The 19477-nt window shown below is 69.2% G+C and carries 20 protein-coding genes and 1 pseudogene; 13 read left to right on the top strand and 8 right to left on the bottom strand.

Translation table 11 applies throughout. The features are described from left to right. Window positions 1–197: 197 nt before the first annotated feature. Both ACNPQM_RS06950 and ACNPQM_RS06945 read right to left on the bottom strand, forming a co-directional pair. A complete protein-coding gene (locus tag ACNPQM_RS06950; RefSeq protein WP_358861611.1) occupies window positions 198–641 on the bottom strand; it encodes a hypothetical protein in 444 nt (147 codons plus the stop codon). After that, entirely contained in the window at window positions 635–1093 is a 459-nt protein-coding gene (locus ACNPQM_RS06945) for an ATP-binding protein (protein WP_418083294.1), read from the bottom strand. Before ACNPQM_RS06945 ends, ACNPQM_RS06950 begins: the two co-directional genes overlap by 7 nt. Before the next feature lie 205 nt (window positions 1094–1298). On the opposite strand from ACNPQM_RS06945, the gene ACNPQM_RS06940 reads away from it, so the two are divergent. The 3 genes from ACNPQM_RS06940 (at window position 1299) to ACNPQM_RS06930 (ending at window position 3278) form a co-directional block, all read left to right on the top strand. After that, a complete protein-coding gene (locus ACNPQM_RS06940) occupies window positions 1299–2159 on the top strand; it encodes a helix-turn-helix domain-containing protein (RefSeq protein WP_358861609.1) in 861 nt (286 codons plus the stop codon). Between the two features lie 3 nt (window positions 2160–2162). Then, complete coding sequence (locus ACNPQM_RS06935) at window positions 2163–2405, top strand: DUF397 domain-containing protein (protein ID WP_418083293.1); 243 nt, start codon at window positions 2163–2165, stop codon at window positions 2403–2405. Window positions 2406–2474: 69 nt separating this feature from the next. Beyond that, window positions 2475–3278, top strand: coding sequence for an SAM-dependent methyltransferase (locus ACNPQM_RS06930; RefSeq protein ID WP_358861607.1), 804 nt, complete (start codon window positions 2475–2477; stop codon window positions 3276–3278). Between the two features lie 21 nt (window positions 3279–3299). Here the strand turns inward: ACNPQM_RS06930 and ACNPQM_RS06925 are convergent, their stop codons facing one another. Continuing rightward, complete coding sequence (locus tag ACNPQM_RS06925; RefSeq protein ID WP_418083292.1) at window positions 3300–4787, bottom strand: membrane-associated oxidoreductase; 1488 nt, start codon at window positions 4785–4787, stop codon at window positions 3300–3302. Between the two features lie 468 nt (window positions 4788–5255). Here ACNPQM_RS06925 and ACNPQM_RS06920 point away from each other — a divergent pair, with 468 nt between their 5' ends. Next, window positions 5256–5714, top strand: a complete 459-nt coding sequence (locus ACNPQM_RS06920) for a YchJ family protein (RefSeq protein WP_418083291.1) — start codon at window positions 5256–5258, stop codon at window positions 5712–5714. 107 nt (window positions 5715–5821) lie between these two features. Here the strand turns inward: ACNPQM_RS06920 and ACNPQM_RS06915 are convergent, their stop codons facing one another. Further along, window positions 5822–6580: a response regulator transcription factor gene (locus ACNPQM_RS06915; protein WP_418083290.1), complete on the bottom strand. Its 759-nt coding sequence runs from the start codon at window positions 6578–6580 to the stop codon at window positions 5822–5824. After that, window positions 6577–7710 carry a sensor histidine kinase gene (locus ACNPQM_RS06910; protein ID WP_418083289.1) on the bottom strand — a complete coding sequence of 378 codons (1134 nt, stop codon included), beginning with the start codon at window positions 7708–7710 and terminating at the stop codon, window positions 6577–6579. Before ACNPQM_RS06910 ends, ACNPQM_RS06915 begins: the two co-directional genes overlap by 4 nt. 285 nt (window positions 7711–7995) lie before the next feature. Here ACNPQM_RS06910 and ACNPQM_RS06905 point away from each other — a divergent pair, with 285 nt between their 5' ends. Both ACNPQM_RS06905 and ACNPQM_RS06900 read left to right on the top strand, forming a co-directional pair. Next, window positions 7996–8418 (top strand): DUF4190 domain-containing protein, encoded by a 423-nt coding sequence (locus ACNPQM_RS06905; RefSeq protein ID WP_358861602.1) that lies wholly within the window; start codon window positions 7996–7998, stop codon window positions 8416–8418. Between the two features lie 60 nt (window positions 8419–8478). After that, window positions 8479–9996 carry an alpha/beta hydrolase gene (locus tag ACNPQM_RS06900; protein ID WP_418083288.1) on the top strand — a complete coding sequence of 506 codons (1518 nt, stop codon included), beginning with the start codon at window positions 8479–8481 and terminating at the stop codon, window positions 9994–9996. A 212-nt stretch (window positions 9997–10208) separates the two neighbouring features. Here ACNPQM_RS06900 and ACNPQM_RS06895 read toward each other — a convergent pair. Then, window positions 10209–10409, bottom strand: a pseudogene (locus ACNPQM_RS06895) (FAD-dependent oxidoreductase); the annotation flags it as partial. Between the two features lie 247 nt (window positions 10410–10656). Between ACNPQM_RS06895 and ACNPQM_RS06890 the strand changes: the two are divergent. From ACNPQM_RS06890 to ACNPQM_RS06880, 3 genes are all read left to right on the top strand, one after another. Beyond that, entirely contained in the window at window positions 10657–10815 is a 159-nt protein-coding gene (locus ACNPQM_RS06890) for a hypothetical protein (protein ID WP_418083287.1), read from the top strand. A gap of 164 nt (window positions 10816–10979) precedes the next feature. After that, entirely contained in the window at window positions 10980–11129 is a 150-nt protein-coding gene (locus ACNPQM_RS06885; RefSeq protein WP_358861599.1) for a hypothetical protein, read from the top strand. A gap of 38 nt (window positions 11130–11167) precedes the next feature. Beyond that, window positions 11168–12442 (top strand): amidohydrolase family protein, encoded by a 1275-nt coding sequence (locus ACNPQM_RS06880; RefSeq protein WP_418083286.1) that lies wholly within the window; start codon window positions 11168–11170, stop codon window positions 12440–12442. A 157-nt stretch (window positions 12443–12599) separates the two neighbouring features. Here ACNPQM_RS06880 and ACNPQM_RS06875 read toward each other — a convergent pair whose 3' ends face one another. Then, complete coding sequence (locus ACNPQM_RS06875) at window positions 12600–13175, bottom strand: ankyrin repeat domain-containing protein (RefSeq protein WP_418083369.1); 576 nt, start codon at window positions 13173–13175, stop codon at window positions 12600–12602. A 559-nt stretch (window positions 13176–13734) separates the two neighbouring features. On the opposite strand from ACNPQM_RS06875, the gene ACNPQM_RS06870 reads away from it, so the two are divergent. Then, window positions 13735–14385, top strand: a complete 651-nt coding sequence (locus tag ACNPQM_RS06870) for a GntR family transcriptional regulator (protein WP_418083285.1) — start codon at window positions 13735–13737, stop codon at window positions 14383–14385. Between the two features lie 129 nt (window positions 14386–14514). Here ACNPQM_RS06870 and ACNPQM_RS06865 read toward each other — a convergent pair whose 3' ends face one another. After that, entirely contained in the window at window positions 14515–15444 is a 930-nt protein-coding gene (locus ACNPQM_RS06865) for a carbamate kinase (protein WP_418083284.1), read from the bottom strand. A 205-nt stretch (window positions 15445–15649) separates the two neighbouring features. On the opposite strand from ACNPQM_RS06865, the gene ACNPQM_RS06860 reads away from it, so the two are divergent. From ACNPQM_RS06860 to ACNPQM_RS06850, 3 genes are read left to right on the top strand one after another with little or no spacing between them, the layout of a single operon-like run. Then, entirely contained in the window at window positions 15650–16495 is an 846-nt protein-coding gene (locus ACNPQM_RS06860; protein ID WP_418083283.1) for a DUF2877 domain-containing protein, read from the top strand. After that, window positions 16492–18036 carry an acyl-CoA synthetase FdrA gene (gene fdrA, locus ACNPQM_RS06855; RefSeq protein WP_418083282.1) on the top strand — a complete coding sequence of 515 codons (1545 nt, stop codon included), beginning with the start codon at window positions 16492–16494 and terminating at the stop codon, window positions 18034–18036. Before ACNPQM_RS06860 ends, fdrA begins: the two co-directional genes overlap by 4 nt. Beyond that, window positions 18033–19460 (top strand): DUF1116 domain-containing protein, encoded by a 1428-nt coding sequence (locus tag ACNPQM_RS06850; protein ID WP_418083281.1) that lies wholly within the window; start codon window positions 18033–18035, stop codon window positions 19458–19460. The genes fdrA and ACNPQM_RS06850 overlap by 4 nt, the downstream gene beginning before the upstream one ends. Window positions 19461–19477: the final 17 nt, after the last annotated feature.

Below are 19477 nucleotides of genomic sequence, written 5' to 3'. Positions count from 1 at the left end.
ACGCCTCGCCTGACTACAGCTCCAACCACCACGCACCCCCCAGCCTGGCCACCCGTCACCCTACCGACCAGCAGTGGATCGTCCGCGAGCTCGACGAGTTCGGCCGGCCGCTCCAGCACTCCCGCGAGCCCGGCATGAACCGAAGGAGGGGGCGGCGGCGGTGACGGCGCCCCGGCCACCTCGCCGTACCGGCCGGATCAGCCGGCGGGTACCGCGTGCGAGCCATCGGCCGCCGCCCAGGACGGCGTCACACCCATGACCTGGCACACCATCAGGAAGAGCGGAATGGGCGGGGTGTACGGCGTGCGGCTGTCGGGTGCGTGGATCAGCCGGGGCCGCACGGCGGGGACGTAAGCGCCCTTGGCGTACGCGACCTGCGCAGGCCAGTCCAGATCGAGGTCCGAGCCCGCCGGTACGATCCACCACCAGCGGTCGGCGTCCGCGAAGACGCAGCCGGTGCGTGGCAGATGGGACATGAGTCGGAAGCCGTACCCGGCAGGCACCCCCACCGCGTCGCAGCCCAGGCTCGCCGACAGTGCGGGAGGCAGCGGCAGCTGTACGAGGCCACCCCCGGAGCCGGGCAGCGGGGACTCGCCGGAGAGACGCGATCGGAGCAGACGGGACATCGGGTTCCTCAGCATGACCGCTCCGTGCCGTGCGGCAGTTCTGCCCAGACGATCCGGCCCGATCCGTCGCCCGCGTCGCGGGATCCCCAGGCGCTGCTCAGCGCGTCGACGAGCAGCAGGCCGCGTCCGTGCTCGTCGTCGGCAGTGCGGCACAGCTTCGGGCCATCCGGCTGGTGCCCCTGGTCCTGCACGGCTATGAGCAGCCGTCTCTCGAGACGGCGCAGCTCGCACACGACGCGCGCACTCGCGGTGTGCACCACCGCGTTGGTGACCAGTTCCGACACGATCAGGATCGCCGCGTCGTGTGCCTCCGCGTCCAGCTGCCACTTGTCCAGCCGGTTCCGTGTCAGCAGCCTTGCCCCGGCCACTGATTCCGGATGCGCAGGGAGCGCGAAGCAGTATCGGAGCGCTTCCGTCCCGGGGCTGAGGTCGATGAGCCGGGGGATGAGCGCACTGCCAGGTGCCACGACCGATTCCTCACAGTGGGGGCTTTGTCACGCTTCGCATCCCAGGGCATGAGGGCGGGCATGACTAAGTGAACTGGTTCACTCACCAACTCTCCCCCTGTCGTGAACACTTGGCAAGGGGCACTCTGAAAATTTCAGAGTGGCCGTGTCCTTGGTGGCATATGCATGGCACACTGCTCGCAAACAGCGCATCGGGAGGTCTGAAGTGAGCGAACCGCGGTCCGCCCCGACCGTGGGTCAGGTCGTTCTCGGCAAGCGCCTGCAGGATCTGCGGGAGCGTGTCGGCCTGAGCCGTGACCAGGCTGCCAAGGTGCTCCGGGTCGCTCCCGCGACGATACGCAGGATGGAGACCGCCGAGGTCGCGCTCAAGATCCCCTATGTGCAAATGCTCCTGAAGGCCTACGGGATCGCCGACGAGGAGGCCGAATCCTTCGTCGAGCTGGCCGAGGAGGCCAACAAGCCCGGCTGGTGGCAGCGGTTCCACGACGTCCTGCCCGACTGGTTCAGCATGTACGTCAGCCTGGAGGGTGCAGCGAGCCTCCTGCGCATGTACGAACCGCACTTCGTCCCCGGACTCCTGCAGACCGAGGACTACGCCCGATCGGTGATGCGTACGGGCGCCGTCGGCCAGACCCGGCCCGAGGACATCGAGCGCCATGTGGCGCTGCGGATGGAGCGGCAGTCCCTGCTGACGCGTCCGGATGCCCCGAAGCTGTGGGTGGTGATGGACGAGACGGTCCTGCGCCGCCCCGTCGGCAGCCCCGACGCCATGCGCGCGCAGATCGACCGGCTGCTGGACGTCACCGAGATGCCCCATGTGACACTGCAGATCGCGGAGTTCGCGACCGGCCACCACCCGGGCACCTACGGCCCGTTCGTTCTCTTCCGCTTCGCCATCCCCGAACTGCCCGACATGGTGTACAGCGAGTACCTGACCGGCGCCGTCTACTTCGACGCGCGCCCAGAGGTGGCCTCCTACCTCGAAGTCATGGACCGCATGGCGGCTCAGGCCGCAACTGCACAACGCACGAAGGAAATCCTCCGGGACTTCCGCAAGGAGCTGTGATCGATGGACCCCATATACAACGGCATGCCCGCCGGTCAACTCGGTTCCGAAGGCTGGTACAAGCCGTGGAGCGGTGGGAACGGCGGCAACTGTGTCGAGGCCATGAAGCTGGCCGACGGCAGAGTCGCTGTACGCCAGTCCGCTGACCCCGACGGCCCCGCCCTGATCTACACCCACCTCGAGATCGCAGCCTTCATCCAGGGAGCCAAGGCCGGCCAAGCGGACTTTCTCCTTACCGGAACCTGACGCAACCGGCGTCTGTCCTTGCCACAACTCACTCTCAATTCGCCGATCCACGGACCCCAGGAGCGCGCCATGACCGGGCACGAGCCCATGGACATCGACACCAGCAAGCCGCATCCTGCCCGGATGTACGACTGGTTCCTCGGTGGCAAGGACAACTATCCGGTCGACGAACAGATGGCGCGGCAGCTCCTGACCCTCGACGCTCGCGGCCGTGACATGGCCCGGGTCAACCGGGCGTTCATGCACCGCGCCACACGGTGGCTCACCGACCAGGGCATACGCCAGTTCCTCGACATCGGCACCGGCATCCCCACCGAGCCGAACCTCCACCAGATCGCCCAGCAGACGGCCCCGGACTCTCGCATCGTCTACTGCGACAACGATCCGATCGTCCTTGCGCACGCGGCGGCCCTGTTGCGCTCCACCCCCGCGGGCGCCACGGAGTACATCCAGGTCGATGCCCGCGAGCCGGAGACCATCCTCGAACAGGCGGGCAAGGTACTCGACTTCAGCAAGCCGATCGCGCTCTCCCTGCTGGCCCTGCTGCACTTCCTCGACGACGAGGACGGTGCCGCCGAGATCGTCGACCGGCTGGTGGAGAAGCTCCCCTCGGGCAGCTATCTGGTGCTTTCGCACACCACCGGGGATTTCAACCCCGAGGGTGCGGCGCAGGCGTCGGCCATGTACAAGGCCCGCGGGATGACGTTGCGTCCGCGCTCGCGCGCCGAACTCACCGCGTTCTTCGAGGGACTCGAACTCGTGGAGCCGGGCGTCTCGCTCTCCGCGGACTGGCACCCGGAGCTCGGCGAGGTCATCGGCGTACCCGGCGACGAGCCGATTCCCGGCTACGCGGGTGTGGCTCGCAAGCCCTGACCCGGGCCGTCACCTGCATGGTCACTGCCTGCTGACCGACCGGGTGATGCCCGCGGCGATCGTCGTCGCGAGCAGCCACCCGGTCGCGATGAGGAAGTACGACAGCCACTGGTACCAGCCCTGGGGGTTGTACGCCCGCTCCTGCCCGAAGTCCACGATCGGCAGAAGAAGGTCCAGTGTGTAGACGAACGGACTGAACGGCGGAGCCTCGTCCGCCTTCAACGGGCTCGGATGGTGCAGCGCGTACACCAGCGACCCGGCCAGCAGCAGCGAGAAGAGCCAGGCGGCGGCCCGCACCGGCCGGAAGCCGTACCCGACGGTGACATCCTGGAGATGCCCCCACAGCCGTGCGTATGCGGGCAGGGTGGCGCGGTGTTTGCGCTGCTTGGCGAGAAGCACTGTGCGCGCGGCGTCGTCATCGCCGATCCGCCGGTACGCCGCCGTCAGCTGCTCGTACGCGTACGGCACATAGCCCTCCTCCTCCCGTTCGAGCAGCGGCAGCCGCCGCTCGGCCGGCAGGTGGGGGAGCAGGGCCGTGTACGTCAGACCGTCGAGCCACGCACGGTGCGGCCAGACCGCGGGGTCGGCGTGGATGAGATCGAACTTCGCCCGGCGCAGAGTTATCCCGCCCTCGATAGGGGCAGCCTCCCGCAGCCAGAGTTCGCCGATGGTGGCACTGCTGACACGCAGTGCGACGCCGCCGGGGTTGGACAGGTGGGCGTACGCGAGATTGAGCTGGCCCGGTATCCGGGCGCCGCGCAGATCGACCCGCCCCTGGACCCGGATCCGCATCCCATGGACATCGGATCCGACGGTGAGGTTCTCGGCCTGCAGCGCGGTCGCCCCGGGGTGGTGCAGTTCGGCGTCGTCGAGTTGGATCTGCCCGGTGACGGCGGCTCCACCGAGCCGGACCTCACCGTGCACGACCAGTCCGGGCCACCACAGGTCGTCCCCGACTGCCACGTGATTCAGCTGGAGAACGGCCTCGTCGTTGGGCGCGGGCGTGCCGTCCGCGTTCACCCCGATGCGGGCCCGGTCGAAGAACAGCGCCTGGGCGATCTTCGCACCGCCGAGCCGGACCGGACCGGAGATCCGGCAGTCGGTGAGCCGCAGCACACCGTCGATCCGGATGGTCGCGGCGATCAGGCCAGGCAGCACGGAATTGCTCAGATTGAGCTGCCGAAGCTGCGAGCCGTACAGGTTGGGTGCCTGCTCGAAATGGCATCCGGCCAGCAGCACCGCGCACTCGGCGATCGCGTACCGCACATTCAGCGTGCCCGTGATCCGTGCACCCAGGATGCGCAGCGCGGACACCTGGCCGTCCTCCCGCAGGTCGCCCACCAGCAGTGCCCTCAGCAACTCGGCGCGCACGGTGCGCTCAGGACCCCAGCCCTCCCCGGTCTCCGGGTCGTCCTCGGCCTCCACTCCGGTACGGAAATCGACAGCGACACCGCGCGGGAAGGCGTCCCGGACACGGCGCTCGGCGGGGGTCAACTCGGTGATCTCCATCAGCGGGACTCTGACCCGTGGCCGACGGAGTGTCAACACCCGCCTTCGCCCATGGGTTCAGCCCTTCAGCGGGTGTCCGGTGGTGGGGTCGACATGGTGGGGTACGACGTCGTGCCGGTCGCCCCACCGTCGACGTACCGGACGGCTCGAGCAGCAGCAGCGAGGTTCCGTCCGCCGAGAACGGCTTGTGCCAGGTGGAGCGCGGGACGACGAACACCGCGCCCCGGTTCGAGCGTGACCGTGCGCTCGCCGCCGCCCCGAGCTGCCCGTGCCCTGGTACGACTTCGCGCTCTGCGCCGAGACCCCGACCGTGCGGATGCAGCACGGTTTCTTCCAGCTCAGGACTCGAAGCCGTCGACCGGGCCGACACCGCCCAGCTGCGCCGCCGTACCGGGCTCACCCCCGCCGAGTACCGGCGCAGGTTCACCCTGACGCACTGACCCGCCCGCGACAGGTCACAATGGACGCATGTCCCGTCGCAGCACACGCCCCCGGCAGCCCAAAGCCACGAGCACCCGGAACGCCCCGGTGACCGCGATCACTCCGGCTTCGCCGTGCCCGTGCGGTCTGCCCGCCACGTACGCCGACTGCTGCGGACGACTGCACGCCGGGACCGCCGCCGCGCCGACCTGCGAGGCGCTGATGCGTTCGCGGTACACCGCCTTCGTCGTCCAGGACGCGGCGTATCTCCTCCGCACCTGGCACCCGGACACCCGGCCTTCCGTCGTCGACTTCGATCCCGGCATGCGCTGGGTGCGCCTGGAGATCCTGGACACGACGGACGGCAGCGCGTTCCACACCACGGGAACGGTCACCTTCCGCGCCCACTACACGGACCACGGCCGGCCGGACTCGCTCCATGAGAAGAGCCGGTTCGTCCGGCACGAGGGCGCCTGGGTCTACGCGGCGGCGGTCTTCATCGACTGACGGCTTCCCGTGCCGGGCACGCCCTCAAAGGTGGGTGACGTCGTGGCTGTCGAAGGCCGGCCCGCCGCCAGGCCGCCTCGGGCAGGGTCAAGCCACCTGATGTCGCGTCAGCCCGCGACCCCGGGCACGACCAGGCCGGTTTCGTACGCGATCACCACCGCGTGGGTCCGGTTCTGTGCGCCGAGCTTGGTCAGCACGTTCCCGACGTGCGTCTTCACCGTCTCCAGGCTCACCCTGCACGACTCCGCGATCTCCGGGTTGGACAGGCCGGTGGCCATCAGGCGCAGTATCTCCTCCTCCCGGCCTGTCAGCGCCGCGTGCGGCAGCGCCTCGGCGGAGCCCAGTGGGCGGGCGGTGACCATCTGGCGCAGGGCCGCCGGGAAGAGGATCGCCTCGCCTGTCGCGACCACTCGCACTGCCTCCGCGATCTTGGGGAGCGGGAGCCGCTTGAGGACGAAGCCGCTGGCCCCGGCGCTGAGTGCGGCGGTGACGTAGCCGTCGTTCTCGAAGGTGGTGATCACCACGACCTTCGGCGGCTCGGCCGGCTCGGCGAGGAGCTGCCGGGTGGCCTCGATGCCGTTGAGGCGCGGCATCCGCACGTCCATCAGGACCACGTCAGGCCGCAACTGCCGCGCCTGCTCGACCGCCTCGACGCCGTCGGCGGCCTCCCCGACCACGGCGATCCCCGGCTGCATCCCGAGCAGCATGCGCAGACCGCTGCGGGTCACCTCGTCGTCGTCCGCGATCAGGAGGGTGACGGGGGTGCTGCTGGAGGCGCCGGCGGTGCCGAGGGCGGTGCCAGTCGTGACGGCTGCGCTCGCGTCAGGGCTGGTCGTGACCGCTGCGCTCGCGTGTGAGCCGATCATGCGGGCAAGCGTACCGGCAGCCGGACCGCGAGCCGCCAGTGCTCCGGCCCGTCCGGACCGGCCTCGATCTCGCCGTGCAGCAGCCGCACGCGCTCGGTGAGCCCCGGCAGGCCGTGCCCGGACGTCGGGAAGGCACCCGTACCTGAGCTCGTTCCGGTCCCGCTCCGATTGACCACACTGAGGTCCAGCGCGTTCGGCGCAGCCGCCACCGTGACCCGGATCGGACCGCCTGTTCCGTGCCGCAGCGCGTTCGTCAGCGCCTCCTGCAGGATCCGGTACGCCGCCCGGGAGAGCGTCCCCTGCACCTGCGTGAAGTCGCCCGACAGCTCCGGCTCCACCACCGCGCCCGTGTGCCGCAACCGGTCGAGCAGCTCGGGCAGGTCGGCCAGGGTCCGGGCCGGCGCTGCCCCCGCCTGCTCCTCGCGCAGTATGCCCAGCACATAGTCCAGGTCCTCAAGGGCGGCCCGGGTCGACTCCTCGATGCTGCGCAGGGCGGCCCGCGCCGCCACCGGGTCGGCGCCGAGCACCTCGCCCGCCACCGCCGCCTGGATCGTGGCGGCCGTCAGCGTGTGCCCGATCGAGTCGTGCAACTCGTGGGCCAGCCGGTTGCGTTCGGCCAGTACCCGCTCCCGCTCGGCCGCCAGCGCGAGCCGTTCGGCTGACGACGGGCCGAGCAGTCTGGGCGCCAGCCACCGCAGAGCGTACGTCACCGCCAGGCACAGAGCCGCCGCCAGCAGCAGGCAGCCGAGCGCCGCTGCCCAGCTCTGCCAGCCGCTCTCCGGCCGCAGCGACCAGCCGTTCACACTCACCCCGGCCTCGGCGCCCGCCCAACCGCCAGGCAGGAGAAGGCCCGCGATGAACAGCAGGACGCTCAGCTGCGCCCCTGCCCACCCCAGTGCCACGTGCGACAGCAGCCAGAGCGGGGTCCGCCAACGGTCGGCGCCCGATGCCGTGGAGCAGGTCGACGTGGCACCAGGAGAGCCCGCACTCCGACGCTCGCCCACGGGATCCGGCAACGGCACCCTCAGCATCCGCCGGGTGCACGCGATCAGCACCCGCCGCGTGGTACGAGCCAGCCCGATCACGCCGATCAGTACGGACCAGACCAGCACGGTCAGAACGAACCGCACTTCCACTGAAGCGGATGACCATGCCATCGCCGGCAGCGCCGCGAAAGGCAGCAATGGAAGGCTCGCCAACGCGCCGCAATAGGCGAAAAGCGCACCCGAATACGTGGAGCCGCGCAGCAGCGGCCGGATTCCCCTGAACATAGCCAGGCCAGTATGACCGGACGGCCCACCGGCGGCCTCCCCCGATCGGGGGAGCGAATTCTCCCGCCTTTCCGCGATGTGCCCGCGGGCCCCCGAAATCCAGAATCGAGGCCTCACCAGTTGACGGGACGGAAGGACGGGCTGATGAACGCCCAGGGAATCGAGACGCCGCTGAACCACACGGCGTCCGCTCAGGCTCAGGCCGTACGGACTCGGACGGCCCCGAACGGAACGACACCGGGCCTCATGGCACGGAAGAACGGCCTGGCCACCGCCGCCATGGCACTGGGCATCATCGGCCTCCTCACCTCCGTCGTCTTCATCGGCGGCCCCCTCGCCGTGATCGGCCTGATCCTGGGCATCGCCGCGCTGATGACGGCCAAGCGGACCGGCGTCGGCCGGGGCAAGGCCGTCACCGCCCTGGTGACGTCGTCCCTCGCGATCGTGGTGTCCGGGCTGGTCGCCGTCTTCATGGTCTGGTACGCGAACAAGACGCAGGAGTGCTACCAGCCCGACAGCTTCCACCAGTACACGCAGTGCGTCCGCCGGCACCTCAACGGAAACTGACCGGCCTCACCTCACCGGTGAACCGGCTGCCCACCCTCCTCGACAAGGACGAGCATCACCGTGCGAAACAGAAACACCCGCAGAGCCCCCCTCCTCGCCGCCGGCCTCGCGGCGGCCTCCCTTTCGGCGCTGACGCTTGCAACGGCCTGCGCCGCGCCCAAGTCATCCGACGCCTCCACCGCCAAGGACCACCTGCGGCAGTACACACAGCAGAAGCTCCAGTGGAAACGCTGCGACGCGAAGGGCCCCGACACCTTCCAGTGCGCGACGCTCAAGGTGCCGCTGGACTACAGCGACCCCGGCGGCAGGACGATCGGCCTCGCGATATCCCGGCTCAAGGCGGGCAGCACGAAGGAACGTCGCGGCGTTCTGCTGCTCAACCCGGGCGGCCCCGGCGCACCGGGACTGAATCTGCCTGCCGACCCGCTCATCAAGTTCCCCGCGGAAGTGAAGCGGCGGTACGACCTCGTCGGCTTCGACCTGAGGGGCGCCGGGCAGAGCACCCCCGTCAGCTGCGGTCTGACCACCGAGGAACAGTCCGACCAGCCGTACAAGGCCGAGACCTTCGCGAAGGACGTGGACCGGGTACATACGGTCGCCGAGAAGTGCCGGGCCAACGCCGGTGGCAAGCTACCGCATCTCACCACCCGCAACAGCGCCCGCGACATGGACGTCATCCGTGGCGTGCTGGGCGAGAAGAGGATCTCCTACCTGGGGATCTCCTACGGCACCTACCTCGGCGCTGTGTACATGCAGCTGTTCCCCCAGCGCGCCGACCGGATCGTGCTGGACAGCGCAACTGATCCCACGCGGATCTACCGGGGGATGTTCCAGGACATGGCGAAGGCGGCCGAGCAGGCTTTCACGCGATGGACCGAATGGACCGCCCGGCGGCACACGACGTACGGACTGGGCGACACCCCGGCCAAGGTCCGTGAGACCTTCTGGAATCTGATCGCGCGGGCGAACCGCAAGCCCATCGCTTTCGAGGGGGAAACCCTCACCGGTGACGGCATCCGCGCCGACAACCGCACCTTCTTCCACGTCCAGAAGGCCGCCGAACGGATCGCCGCGCTGAAGCAGGCGGCCGAGGGCAAGAACCCGGCTCCGTCCGACACGCCCGGTCAGGCCGAGGAGCCCGACGACAACTACGCCTCCATCGCTTGGTCCTTCATGTGCGCCGACACCCGCACCTGGTCGCACGACCCCGAGCGGTACCGCCGCGAGGCGATCCGCGACAAGGCCCGGTATCCGCTGTACGGCGACTTCGCGGCCACCATCACGCCGTGTGCCTTCTGGAAGCAGGGCAGCGAGCCGCAGACCAAGATTGACAACAAGGTCAGTGCGCTGATCGCACAGAACGAGTGGGACTCCCAGACGCCCCTCTTCGCCGGTCAGGCCATGCACCGGGCCCTGCGCGGCTCCCGGATGCTCACCGTCGCCGGTGGCGAGGGACACGGCGTCCTCTACGCGCCGGACGGCAATTCCTGCGCAGACAAGGCCGTCACGGTCTACCTGACCACGGGCAGGCTCCCCGCCAAGGACCTGACCTGCCGGGCTAAGGCCGGGCAGAAGTAGCAACCCCGCACATTTCCGTCTCAACACCCCCGGGCTCCCCGGGAACGCACGACCGCCTCTGAACCTGAGAGGTCCGGGGCGCGGCTGCGGCCACGGACGTGGTGGGGCGCCGGCAGGACCTGAGTGACCTGCTCTTTCATCCGACCCGGACCGGCTGAACGCACATCAGCCCGCACACAGAGCAGGCTCCCGGGAGTGGTGGGCGAATCGGATCAGTTCAGCTGTGGTGGGGCCCAGGCATGGTGCCGAAGGATCATGCGGGTTGCGAGGTGGGAGGGTGTCAGCCGCATCGCCGTGTTCCGCAGGGCGACGGCCAGTGGGTGGGAGAGCTGCTGGCCCATCCGCCCGGCCTGCCGGGCGGCCCGTGCGACTGCCTGGCTGCGCGGTCGGCGCTCGGTGTCGTAGCGGGCGAAGGTCTGGTCGCCGCTGCCCTGCGTGAGGACCGGGACATCCACGGTCCTGCTCGGACTGGCCTGTAGCTTCATCTGCCTCCGCCGTCCGCGCCCTCATTCTGAAGCGATCGGTAAGGGCTGTCCCGTGATCCCCGGCGGGCGCACGACTACAGCTGCGGCACCTCGCTGCGTCGTCGGAACGCCCGAATACACCCACCCGCGTGGCGGTGATCGAATCATGCGGCCCGCCGCGGGCGAGTGTTCGACCATGCGATATGCGCCTGAATTGCGCTGCTGGGGACGGTCCCAGCGGGAGTTCTGGTCCCTGCTGAGCATTGCCGAGGACCTGAGAGCCACGGAGGTGGTGAACGGCGTCAAGCGCGCGTATTTCGTGCTGAGCAAGAACGTCATCCACCCGGCGCGGTGAGTTCGCGGCCGCTCAGCCTCGAGTTGTGTATACCAAGACCGGCCCCACATAAGGTCTGAATGTGTGGATTATTCAGGAACAATCCGGCGGAATCTTGTCTCTCTCGTTCATTTGGTATACAAAATGTGGGCCGGAGGCAGGTGTCAAACGCCCAGGAGTCCGCCATGTGTGTCGAGTCAGTCCCCTTCTCCTCGAGCCGGGTCACCCGTCGCGGAGTGCTGGCCGGTGCCGTCCTCCTGTCCGGCGACCCGCACAAGGATGTGTCCCTCCTCAGGACGCCGGTCCGCGTCGTCCGACAGGGCATCCCGCTCTGACCCCACTGCACTCACCCGATCCCAAGGAGTCCTCGCACATGACGTCCCGTTCCTCAGCGGCCGCCCCGTCCACGGAAACCACATCGGCTCGTGCCGACGCCGGGAACAGACCGCCGAGGGATGTGGTCTTCCGCAATGTGCGGCCCTTCGGGGCGCAGGAGCCCGTGGATCTGGTCGTGGTCGACGGCCGGATCAGTGAGGGTGCTGCTCCTGCGGGGGCCGATGTGATCGACGGTGACGGCCGGATCGCCCTGCCGTCCTTGGTGGATGCGCACATTCACCCGGACAAGACGACGTGGGGTGGTGAGTGGGTTTCGCGCAAGCCGGCCGGTTCGATCGCTGAACTGGCCGAGCAGGACGCGGAGTTGTTCCGCAGCCAGCGCCGTCCGGTGGGGGAGCGGGCGTACGGCCTGATGGCCCACGCGGTGACGCGAGGCACCCGTGCGATGCGTGCGCACGCGGATGTCGCCCCGGCGTACGGGCTGGCCTGTGTGGAAGGGCTCGCCCAGGCTCGTGAGCGCCTGAAGCATGCCCTGGACGTACAGACCGTGGCGTTTCCGCAGCACGGTGTCATCCGCACACCGGGTACCGCGGACCTGCTCAAGGAGGCGGTCCGCAGCGGGGTCGTGGACTTCATCGGCGGCATCGACCCGATCGGCTTCGACAACGCCATGGACGAGCAGCTGGACCTGGTCTTCGGTCTCGCCGACCGCTACGGCGTCGGAGTGGACATCCACCTCCATGACCGCGGCGACAAGGGCCTGCCGGTCCTGCGCAGCATCATCGACCGCACCCGGGCGCTGTCCCTCCACGGCAGGGTCACCGTCAGCCACGTCTTCTGCCTGCCATCCCTGTCCGACGGTGAACTGGCAGGTATTGCGAAGGACTTGGCCGACCTCGACATCTCGCTGACAACCGTCGCGCCGAGTGCGTCGCTGGTGCTGCCGGTCGCCAAGCTCCGTGAGCACGGTGTACGGGTCGGTCTGGGCTCGGACGGGGTGCGCGACTCGTGGAGCCCGTTCGGGAACGCTGACATGCTGCACCGCGCGCACATCCTGGGCTGGGTGACCGACGTGCGCCTGGACCAGGAGCTGACGGACTGCTTCGAGGCGGGTGCGCACGGCGGCGCCGAGGTGATGGGCCTGGACCGGGCCGACCTGCGGCCCGGCTCGCCGGCCGACTTCATCCTCGTGCGCGGTGAAGGGTTGCCGCAGGTCGTGGTGGACATGCCCACCCGTGACCTGGTCGTCCACGGCGGCCGCGTCGTCGCCCGCGACGGAGAGCTGGTCCCAGGGCTGTCCCGTAATCCCTGACGGGCGCACGACGAAAGCTACAACACCTCGCCGCTGCTCTGTGGGACGACGTGAGGGCGCCTCGGAGGGCGCCCTCGGGGCCCGCACTCCACGCCTCGGGCAGGTCGCTGCCGCAGAAGGCACATACCTGTAGTCGCATGCTGCGGCAGGCGGCGCGTCACTTGCGCAGCAATCGGGCGATCTTGCCGAAGCCGCGCTCCTCGGCGTGCTCGAGTGCCGTCGTGCCGGACTTGTCCGTGATGGACTTGTCCGCGCCCCCGTCCAGGAGGAGCTTCACGGACTCCTGGTGGTTCTCTCCGCCGTCGCCGAGGATGACGGCCTCCAGGAGGGCGGTCCAGCCGAGGTTGTTGACGTGGTTGACGTCGACGTCGATGTCCGGGTTGGTGATGACCTCCCGGATGTAGTCGACGTGACCGTGCTCTCCGGCCGGGATGAGGGACGTGCCGCCGTACCGGTTGACGATGGTGTAGTCGGGGTCGGCCTTTGCCAGGGTGCGCGCCATGGCGGCGCTGCCGGTCACACCGGTCACCAGCCAGGGGGTGTCGTGCTGCTGGTCCAGGGCATCGGGGTCCGCGCCCGCCTCGACCAGTACCTCGGCCGCCTCCACATGGTCGCCGGTGGCCGCGAGAAGCAGCGGGGTGCGACGGTCGCCGTTGCGCGTCTCCAGGTCCGCGCCCCGCTTGATCGCGCTGCGTACGGCGTCGGCGTCACCGGAACGTGCGGCTTCGAGCAGGTCCCGGCTCGCGGCCGGGTCGGCGGCCGAACGCTTCGGGGAGGCCGAGCGCTCGGCCTTGTCCTCGGGGGGTGCGGAGTCGGTCCTGCCTGCCGACGGCTTCTGCCGGGCGGCGGCGTCACCGTCGGACTGTGTGCTGCACGCGGTCGCGAGCACGGCCAGGCCGGCGAGGGAGACGAACAGGCGGGTGGTGCGGTGGAGAGACGCCACGGGGGTTCCTCTTTCGGTGCGATGGGGGAGCAGTCGGTGTGTGATGTCCTTGGAGCTGCGGTGGCGAGTGCTTCGGTGACCGGGCCTTGGACACGAGGAACAGCACTGTCCATGCTCAGTCCGTTCGCGGACGCCCGCCGTCGCTGAACCGGTTGGAGATGAGGGGACGCTGGGACGACCCAAGGGTCAGCCGATCGGTTGATGCGTGGGGGTGTGGGCGCTCGTCGTTCGCCCTCGATCCCCTTGCCCGCGCGCCGAGTGACCCTGCTGGAGCGTGTTTCGGGTGTGGTCGGCGGCCACTTGGTATACCAAACCTGACGTTCCTGGACGTGATGAGAGAATGAGCGGTATGGCAGGTTCTGAAGGCTTCGAGCCCGAGTCGGATCGGGTCACTCGCCAGCTGCGCGACGACATTCTCGATGGTGTACGCCGGCCCGGCAGCAAGCTCGTCGAGCGTGAGCTGGCCGCCGAGCTCGGAGTGAGCCGGCTGCCCATCCGTGATGCCCTGAAGGCGCTGGTGACGGAGGGCCTTGTGACGCCCCGGCCGCGGACCTGGGCGGTGGTGCGGGAGTTCAGCCCCACGGACATCTCGGATCTGGGCGAGGTGCGTTCCGCGCTGGAGACGCTGACGTTTCGGCTGGCGGCCCAGCGGCGTACCCGCGCGGGGCTGGAGAAGCTGCGCGCCGATCTCGACGCCGAGCTGGAGGCGGCGCGGCGCGGAGACGCCGTACAGGCCAGGCGCGCCGCGGCCGACTTCCACCAGACAGTGACGTCACTGGCCGCGAACGAGCTGCTGAGCGAGCTGGAGCGCACCCTTCGCAGCCGCATGCGCTGGCTGCTCAGCCGGCACGACGACCTGCTGAGCATGGCGAGGGAGCACGAGCATCTCTACGACGCGATCGTGGCGCGGGACGTGCCGCGCGTCGAGGAGCTCGTGCTGAAGCACCTGGAGATGGGCCGCAGCGCGGCTGCGGCCCATCTGTGGTCCTCCAAGGAGTAGGCGGACCCGGTCGGTTGAGCGGTACGCGGGGGCTCGTGGGAAGGTGAGCCACTTCGCGTGCACCACGGTGATTTCCTCGGTGCACGCGAAGGAGATCCCTCAGCCGCAAGCGGAGGCGACCCCCTCGGCTCAGACGAAGACGATCCCATCGGCGACATCGGAGCGGATCTCCGTGCCGACCCGTCGCGCCAGGAGGTCGTCCAGGCGGTCCAGCGGGCCGATGAGCGCGCGTCCGCCGGCCATCGCGACCCGCACCGCGGCATCCACCTTCGGCTTCATCGACCCTTCGGCGAAGGACAGCTCGGAGATGGCTTCCGGCGAGGCCATGAGGATGTCCCGCTGCTCGGGCGTCCCCCAGTTCTCGCTGACGTAGTCGCCGTCCGTGAGCATGACCAGCATGTCCGCCTTGAGTTCGGCGGCGAGGGCGGCGCTGGCGAGGTCCTTGTCGACGACCGCCTGCAGACCGGTCTGGCGGCCCTTGCTGTCGGTCTTCACGGGCACACCGCCACCGCCGACGCACACGACGAGCCGGCCGTTCTCCAGGAGGGTGCGGACGAGGGGCGCCTGCACGATGCGCAACGGCTGGGGCGAGGGGACGACGCGACGGAAGCCGACGCCGTCACGCGCGATGGTCCACCGGTACTCTGCCGCCGCGTCGGCGGCGTCGTGGGCGGAGTACATGGGGCCGATCAGCTTGGTGGGGTGGCTGAACGCAGGGTCGGACTCGTCGACCTCGGTGGTCGTGAGGACGGCGGCGACCTCGCGCCGGCCACCCAGTGCGTTCGAGAGTTCCTGCTGGATGACGTACCCGATCATGCCCTGTGTCTCCGCGCCCAATATGTCGAGCGGGTACGCAGCGACGTCCTGGTAGGCCAGATTCTGCAGGGCGAGCAGGCCCACCTGCGGGCCGTTGCCGTGGGTGATGACCACCTCGTGCTCGCCGGCGAGTCCGGCGAGTGCTTCACAGGATGCCCTGACGTTCGCACGCAGGTGGTCCGCTGTCATCGGCTCGCCTCGCCGTGCCAGCGCGTTGCCTCCGAGAGCCACGACGATACGCATGGAATCCTCCTCCGACTAGTTCGCTTCTGGCTGCAAAATGGTATACCAATCTCCAACGGTTGCGGTTGAGGGATGCAGTGCGTCCTGGTGGTCCGGTCGGACAGGAGTGGCGGTGGTATCGGTGAGCGCGACTGTGGTTCTGCGCCCGTGTTCCGCTGATGTCGTGCTTCTGGCGCACCTGCGCACGCTCAGGGGATGCGGGAGCGTGGAGAGCGTTTTTCGGGGCGTGATCAACCTGTTGTTGCCGGATGGCGGGCTGATGGCGCTGGCTGCACGGGGGAGTGGGGACGCTCCCCGGACCCTTGTGGTGGACATCGCGCACTGGGTCGGCCGTGGGGTGGAAGCGGGTCAGGTCGTCGAGTTCGGCCCGGAGGGTATCGCCCTGCAGGGCGCTTTCGGTGGCCTTCGGGTCTCCGTCCAGGGGGTCGCAGAATGGCATCCCGTTCTGTCGCACCTTGACTCCCTGACAGCGTCTGAACTTGCAGTTTCGGCTCGGGCCCTGCACCACCTGGTGTCCGTCGACGGCGAACTCGGTGGGATGCTCGGCACATCGCCGGGTGCCGCGCCGATGGAGGTGGCCGTCTGCACGGCGCTGGAGCACGGACGCGATGCGCTGGTGCGGGCCGTGCGCTCCTCGGACACCGTCGGCATGCGCGACGGTGTCCTCGCCCTTCTGGGTCTCGGCCCCGGACTCACCCCGGCCGGCGACGACTTCCTCACCGCCATCGCCCTGCTGTCGTCGCTCGACGGCAGCAGGCTCGGTCCGTTCGCCCGGGCGCTCCACGACGTACTCGACGAGCAGCCCGGTCGTACGACGTTGCTGAGCACGACCACCCTGCGTGAGGCACTGTCAGGACGCGTCCGTGCCGAACTGGTTGATGTGGTGTGCTCCCTCGCCGCAACCTCCGGGCAGAGCGAGGCGCAGGCGATCGAAACCGTCCGAGACCCGGTCCGCCGTGCGTTGGCCCACGGCCACACCTCCGGCACCGACACCTTGTCCGGTCTGGTGGCCGGGCTTCACCTGGAGAGAGAACTGCGAGGTTCGCTGTGAGCATCACAGCAGTCGTCAAGAAGAACACATACTTCGACTCCGTATCCCTGATGGCCATCTCGACGAAGGCGAACAGCCTCGACGAGGTGGAGCAGGCCTTCGTGGCCATGGGCACGGAGATGAACAAGGGGGTGCTGGGCAACCTCGGGCTGCTCACACCCGAACTCGAAGCCGCGGGCAACGGCGACCTCATGGTCGTGGTCGAGGCCCGCGCGGGAGTCGACGCCGACGAGCTCCTCGCGCGTGTCGAGGAACTCCTCCGGCGCAAGGCGCCCGCCACGGGCGATGTGACCGTCACCCATCGGACCATCGCGGCCGCCGCGCAGGCCGACCCGGCCGCCAACCTCGCCGTGATCGCGGTCAACGGTGCCTACGCCGGCCGTGAGGCCCGCAAGGCCCTTGAGAACGACCTGCACGTGCTGCTCTTCAGCGACAACGTCCCGGTCGAGGAGGAGGTCGCCCTCAAGGAACTGGCCCACGAAAAGGGTCTGTTGATGATGGGACCGGACTGCGGCACCGCGATCATCAACAATGTCGCCCTGTGCTTCGGCAACGCCGTCCGCCCCGGCTCGGTCGGCGTGGTCGCCGCATCGGGCACAGGAGCGCAGGAGGTCAGCGTCCGCATCCACGCCCTGGGCGCGGGTGTCTCGCAGCTCATCGGCACCGGCGGTCGCGACCTGAGCGAGCAGGTCGGCGGCATCATGATGATCGACGGCATCCGGGCGCTCGCTGCCGACCCGGCCACCAGCGTGATCGTGCTCGTCTCCAAGCCGCCGGCCCCCACGGTCGAGAAGAAGGTGCTTGCCGAGATCGCCACCGCGGGCAAGCCCGTCGTCGTCTACTTCGTCGGCGGCTCCGAGGGAGCGGTCGTCGCGGCCGGCGGACACTTCGCGTCCGGCAGCCAGGACGCCGCCCTGCAGGCGGTACGTCTCGGAGTGAACCCGGACGCGGCCGTCGAGCCGTTCGACACGCGCCGGATCGACGAGGTCGCCGCTCTCCTCAAGCCGGAACAGCGGTTCGTGCGCGGCCTGTTCTGCGGCGGCACCCTGTGCGACGAGTCGATGTACGCGATGCTCGAGAGCGGCGACGACGTGTGGAGCAACATCCAGAAGGACCCCGAGCGCCGGCTGACCGCCGACAGCCCCAGCACGGGGCACACCTTCCTCGACTTCGGTGACGACGACTTCACCAACGGCCGCCCGCACCCCATGATCGACCCCTCCCTGCGGCTGGCCCGCCTGGTCGAGGAAGCCAAGGACCCGGAGGTCGCCGCCGTCGTCATGGACTTCGTCCTCGGCTTCGGCGCCCACGAGGACCCGGTCGGCGTCACCCTGCCGGCCATCGAGCAGGCCAAGGGGATCGCCGCCGAAGCGGGCCGCCACCTGGAGATCGTCGGCTACGTCCTGGGCACGGACCTCGACACCCCGGCGTCGGCCGACCAGATCGCCGCCCTGCAGGCAGCCGGCGTCACCGTCACCCGCAGCAGCACCGAGACGGGCCAGTTCGCCCGTGCCATAGCCCGGAAGGTCAAGCACGCATGAGCAACCGCATCACCACCCTCTTCGAGAGCGACCTCGACGTCGTCAACGTCGGCCTGGCCATGTTCGACGAGGACATCGCCGCCCAGGGCGCCAAGGTCACCACGCTCGACTGGACGCCGCCGGGTGGAGGCAAACCCGAGATCCTCGCCGCTCTCGACGCCCTGGAGGTCCCGGAGGTTGCCGCACGGATCGAGAAGGCCAACGCCCTCGCCGTCGAACGGATCGCCAACTCCCAGCCCATGCTGACCGGTTTCGGCCGTGCCATCGACGTCGTACCCGGCATGACCCCGAAGACGATCCTGCACGCGGGACCGCCCATCACCTGGGACCGCATGGCCGGAGCGATGAAGGGCGCCGTCACCGGTGCGCTCGTCTTCGAGGGCCTCGCCGGCGACCTGGAAGAGGCCGCCGCACTCGCCGCCTCCGGCGACATCACCTTCTCGCCGTGTCACGAGCACGACTGCGTCGGCTCGATGGCCGGAGTCACCTCCGCGTCGATGTACATGCACATCGTCCACAACGAGACGTACGGCAACACGGCGTACACCAACCTGTCCGAGCAGATGGCGAAGATCCTCCGCATGGGGGCGAACGACGAGTCGGTGATCGAGCGGCTCGTCTGGATGCGCGACGTGCTCGGCCCCATGCTCAAGGAAGCCATGGAGATCGGCGGCCCCATCGATCTGCGGCTGCTGCTCTCGCAGGCGCTGCACATGGGCGACGAGTGCCACAACCGCAACATCGCGGGCACCCTGCTGCTCCTGCAGGCGCTCGCGCCGTCCCTGCTGCGGACCGGCTTCACCACCGAGCAGAAGAAGGAAGTCTTCGACTTCATCGCCAGCTCGGACTACTTCTCCGGCCCGACGTGGCTGGCCATGGCGAAGGCCGCCATGGACGCGGCCCACGGCATCGAGGGCTCGACCATCGTCACCACGATGGCCCGCAACGGCGTCGAGTTCGGCGTACGGGTCAGTGGCCTGGGCGGAAACCAGTGGTTCACCGGCCCCGCCCAGAAGGTCGTCGGCCCGATGTTCGCCGGATACAAGCCGGAGGACTCCGGCCTCGACATCGGCGACAGCGCGATCAGCGAGACCTACGGCTTCGGCGGCTTCGCCATGGCCACCGCGCCCGCCATCGTCGCCCTTGTCGGCGGCACCGTGCAGGAGGCCATCGGCTTCACACGCCAGATGGGCGAGATCACCACGGCACAGAACCCCAACGTCACCATCCCCATGCTCGACTTCCAGGGCATCCCCACCGGGATCGACGTCCGCAAGGTCCTGGCCACCGGGATCCTGCCGGTCATCAACACCGCGATCGCCCACAAGGAAGCGGGCATCGGCATGATCGGCGCCGGCATCACGCACCCGCCGGTCGAGGCCTTCGAGAAGGCCGTCAAGGCCCTCGTCGACTCCTTCATCTGACCACGCGCCAGGTCCTG

Origin of the sequence: Streptomyces sp. NPDC056231 (assembly GCF_048270745.1) — a bacterium.
In the GTDB taxonomy this organism is placed as follows: domain Bacteria; phylum Actinomycetota; class Actinomycetes; order Streptomycetales; family Streptomycetaceae; genus Streptomyces.
The sequence above is the reverse complement of the archived record's forward strand: the minus strand, read 5'-3'. Positions and strand labels throughout refer to the sequence as shown.

What these genes read in the sequence shown, in the direction of transcription:
- ACNPQM_RS06950 (WP_358861611.1), bottom strand. Translation starts at nt 641, where the DNA reads ATGCTGAGGAACCCGATGTCCCGTCTGCTCCGATCGCGTCTCTCCGGC.
- ACNPQM_RS06935 (WP_418083293.1), top strand. Translation starts at nt 2,163, where the DNA reads ATGGACCCCATATACAACGGCATGCCCGCCGGTCAACTCGGTTCCGAA.
- ACNPQM_RS06930 (WP_358861607.1), top strand. Translation starts at nt 2,475, where the DNA reads ATGACCGGGCACGAGCCCATGGACATCGACACCAGCAAGCCGCATCCT.
- ACNPQM_RS06925 (WP_418083292.1), bottom strand. Translation starts at nt 4,787, where the DNA reads ATGGAGATCACCGAGTTGACCCCCGCCGAGCGCCGTGTCCGGGACGCC.
- ACNPQM_RS06920 (WP_418083291.1), top strand. Translation starts at nt 5,256, where the DNA reads ATGTCCCGTCGCAGCACACGCCCCCGGCAGCCCAAAGCCACGAGCACC.
- ACNPQM_RS06915 (WP_418083290.1), bottom strand. Translation starts at nt 6,580, where the DNA reads ATGATCGGCTCACACGCGAGCGCAGCGGTCACGACCAGCCCTGACGCG.
- ACNPQM_RS06905 (WP_358861602.1), top strand. Translation starts at nt 7,996, where the DNA reads ATGAACGCCCAGGGAATCGAGACGCCGCTGAACCACACGGCGTCCGCT.
- ACNPQM_RS06890 (WP_418083287.1), top strand. Translation starts at nt 10,657, where the DNA reads ATGCGATATGCGCCTGAATTGCGCTGCTGGGGACGGTCCCAGCGGGAG.
- ACNPQM_RS06885 (WP_358861599.1), top strand. Translation starts at nt 10,980, where the DNA reads ATGTGTGTCGAGTCAGTCCCCTTCTCCTCGAGCCGGGTCACCCGTCGC.
- ACNPQM_RS06880 (WP_418083286.1), top strand. Translation starts at nt 11,168, where the DNA reads ATGACGTCCCGTTCCTCAGCGGCCGCCCCGTCCACGGAAACCACATCG.
- ACNPQM_RS06870 (WP_418083285.1), top strand. Translation starts at nt 13,735, where the DNA reads ATGGCAGGTTCTGAAGGCTTCGAGCCCGAGTCGGATCGGGTCACTCGC.
- ACNPQM_RS06865 (WP_418083284.1), bottom strand. Translation starts at nt 15,444, where the DNA reads ATGCGTATCGTCGTGGCTCTCGGAGGCAACGCGCTGGCACGGCGAGGC.
- ACNPQM_RS06850 (WP_418083281.1), top strand. Translation starts at nt 18,033, where the DNA reads ATGAGCAACCGCATCACCACCCTCTTCGAGAGCGACCTCGACGTCGTC.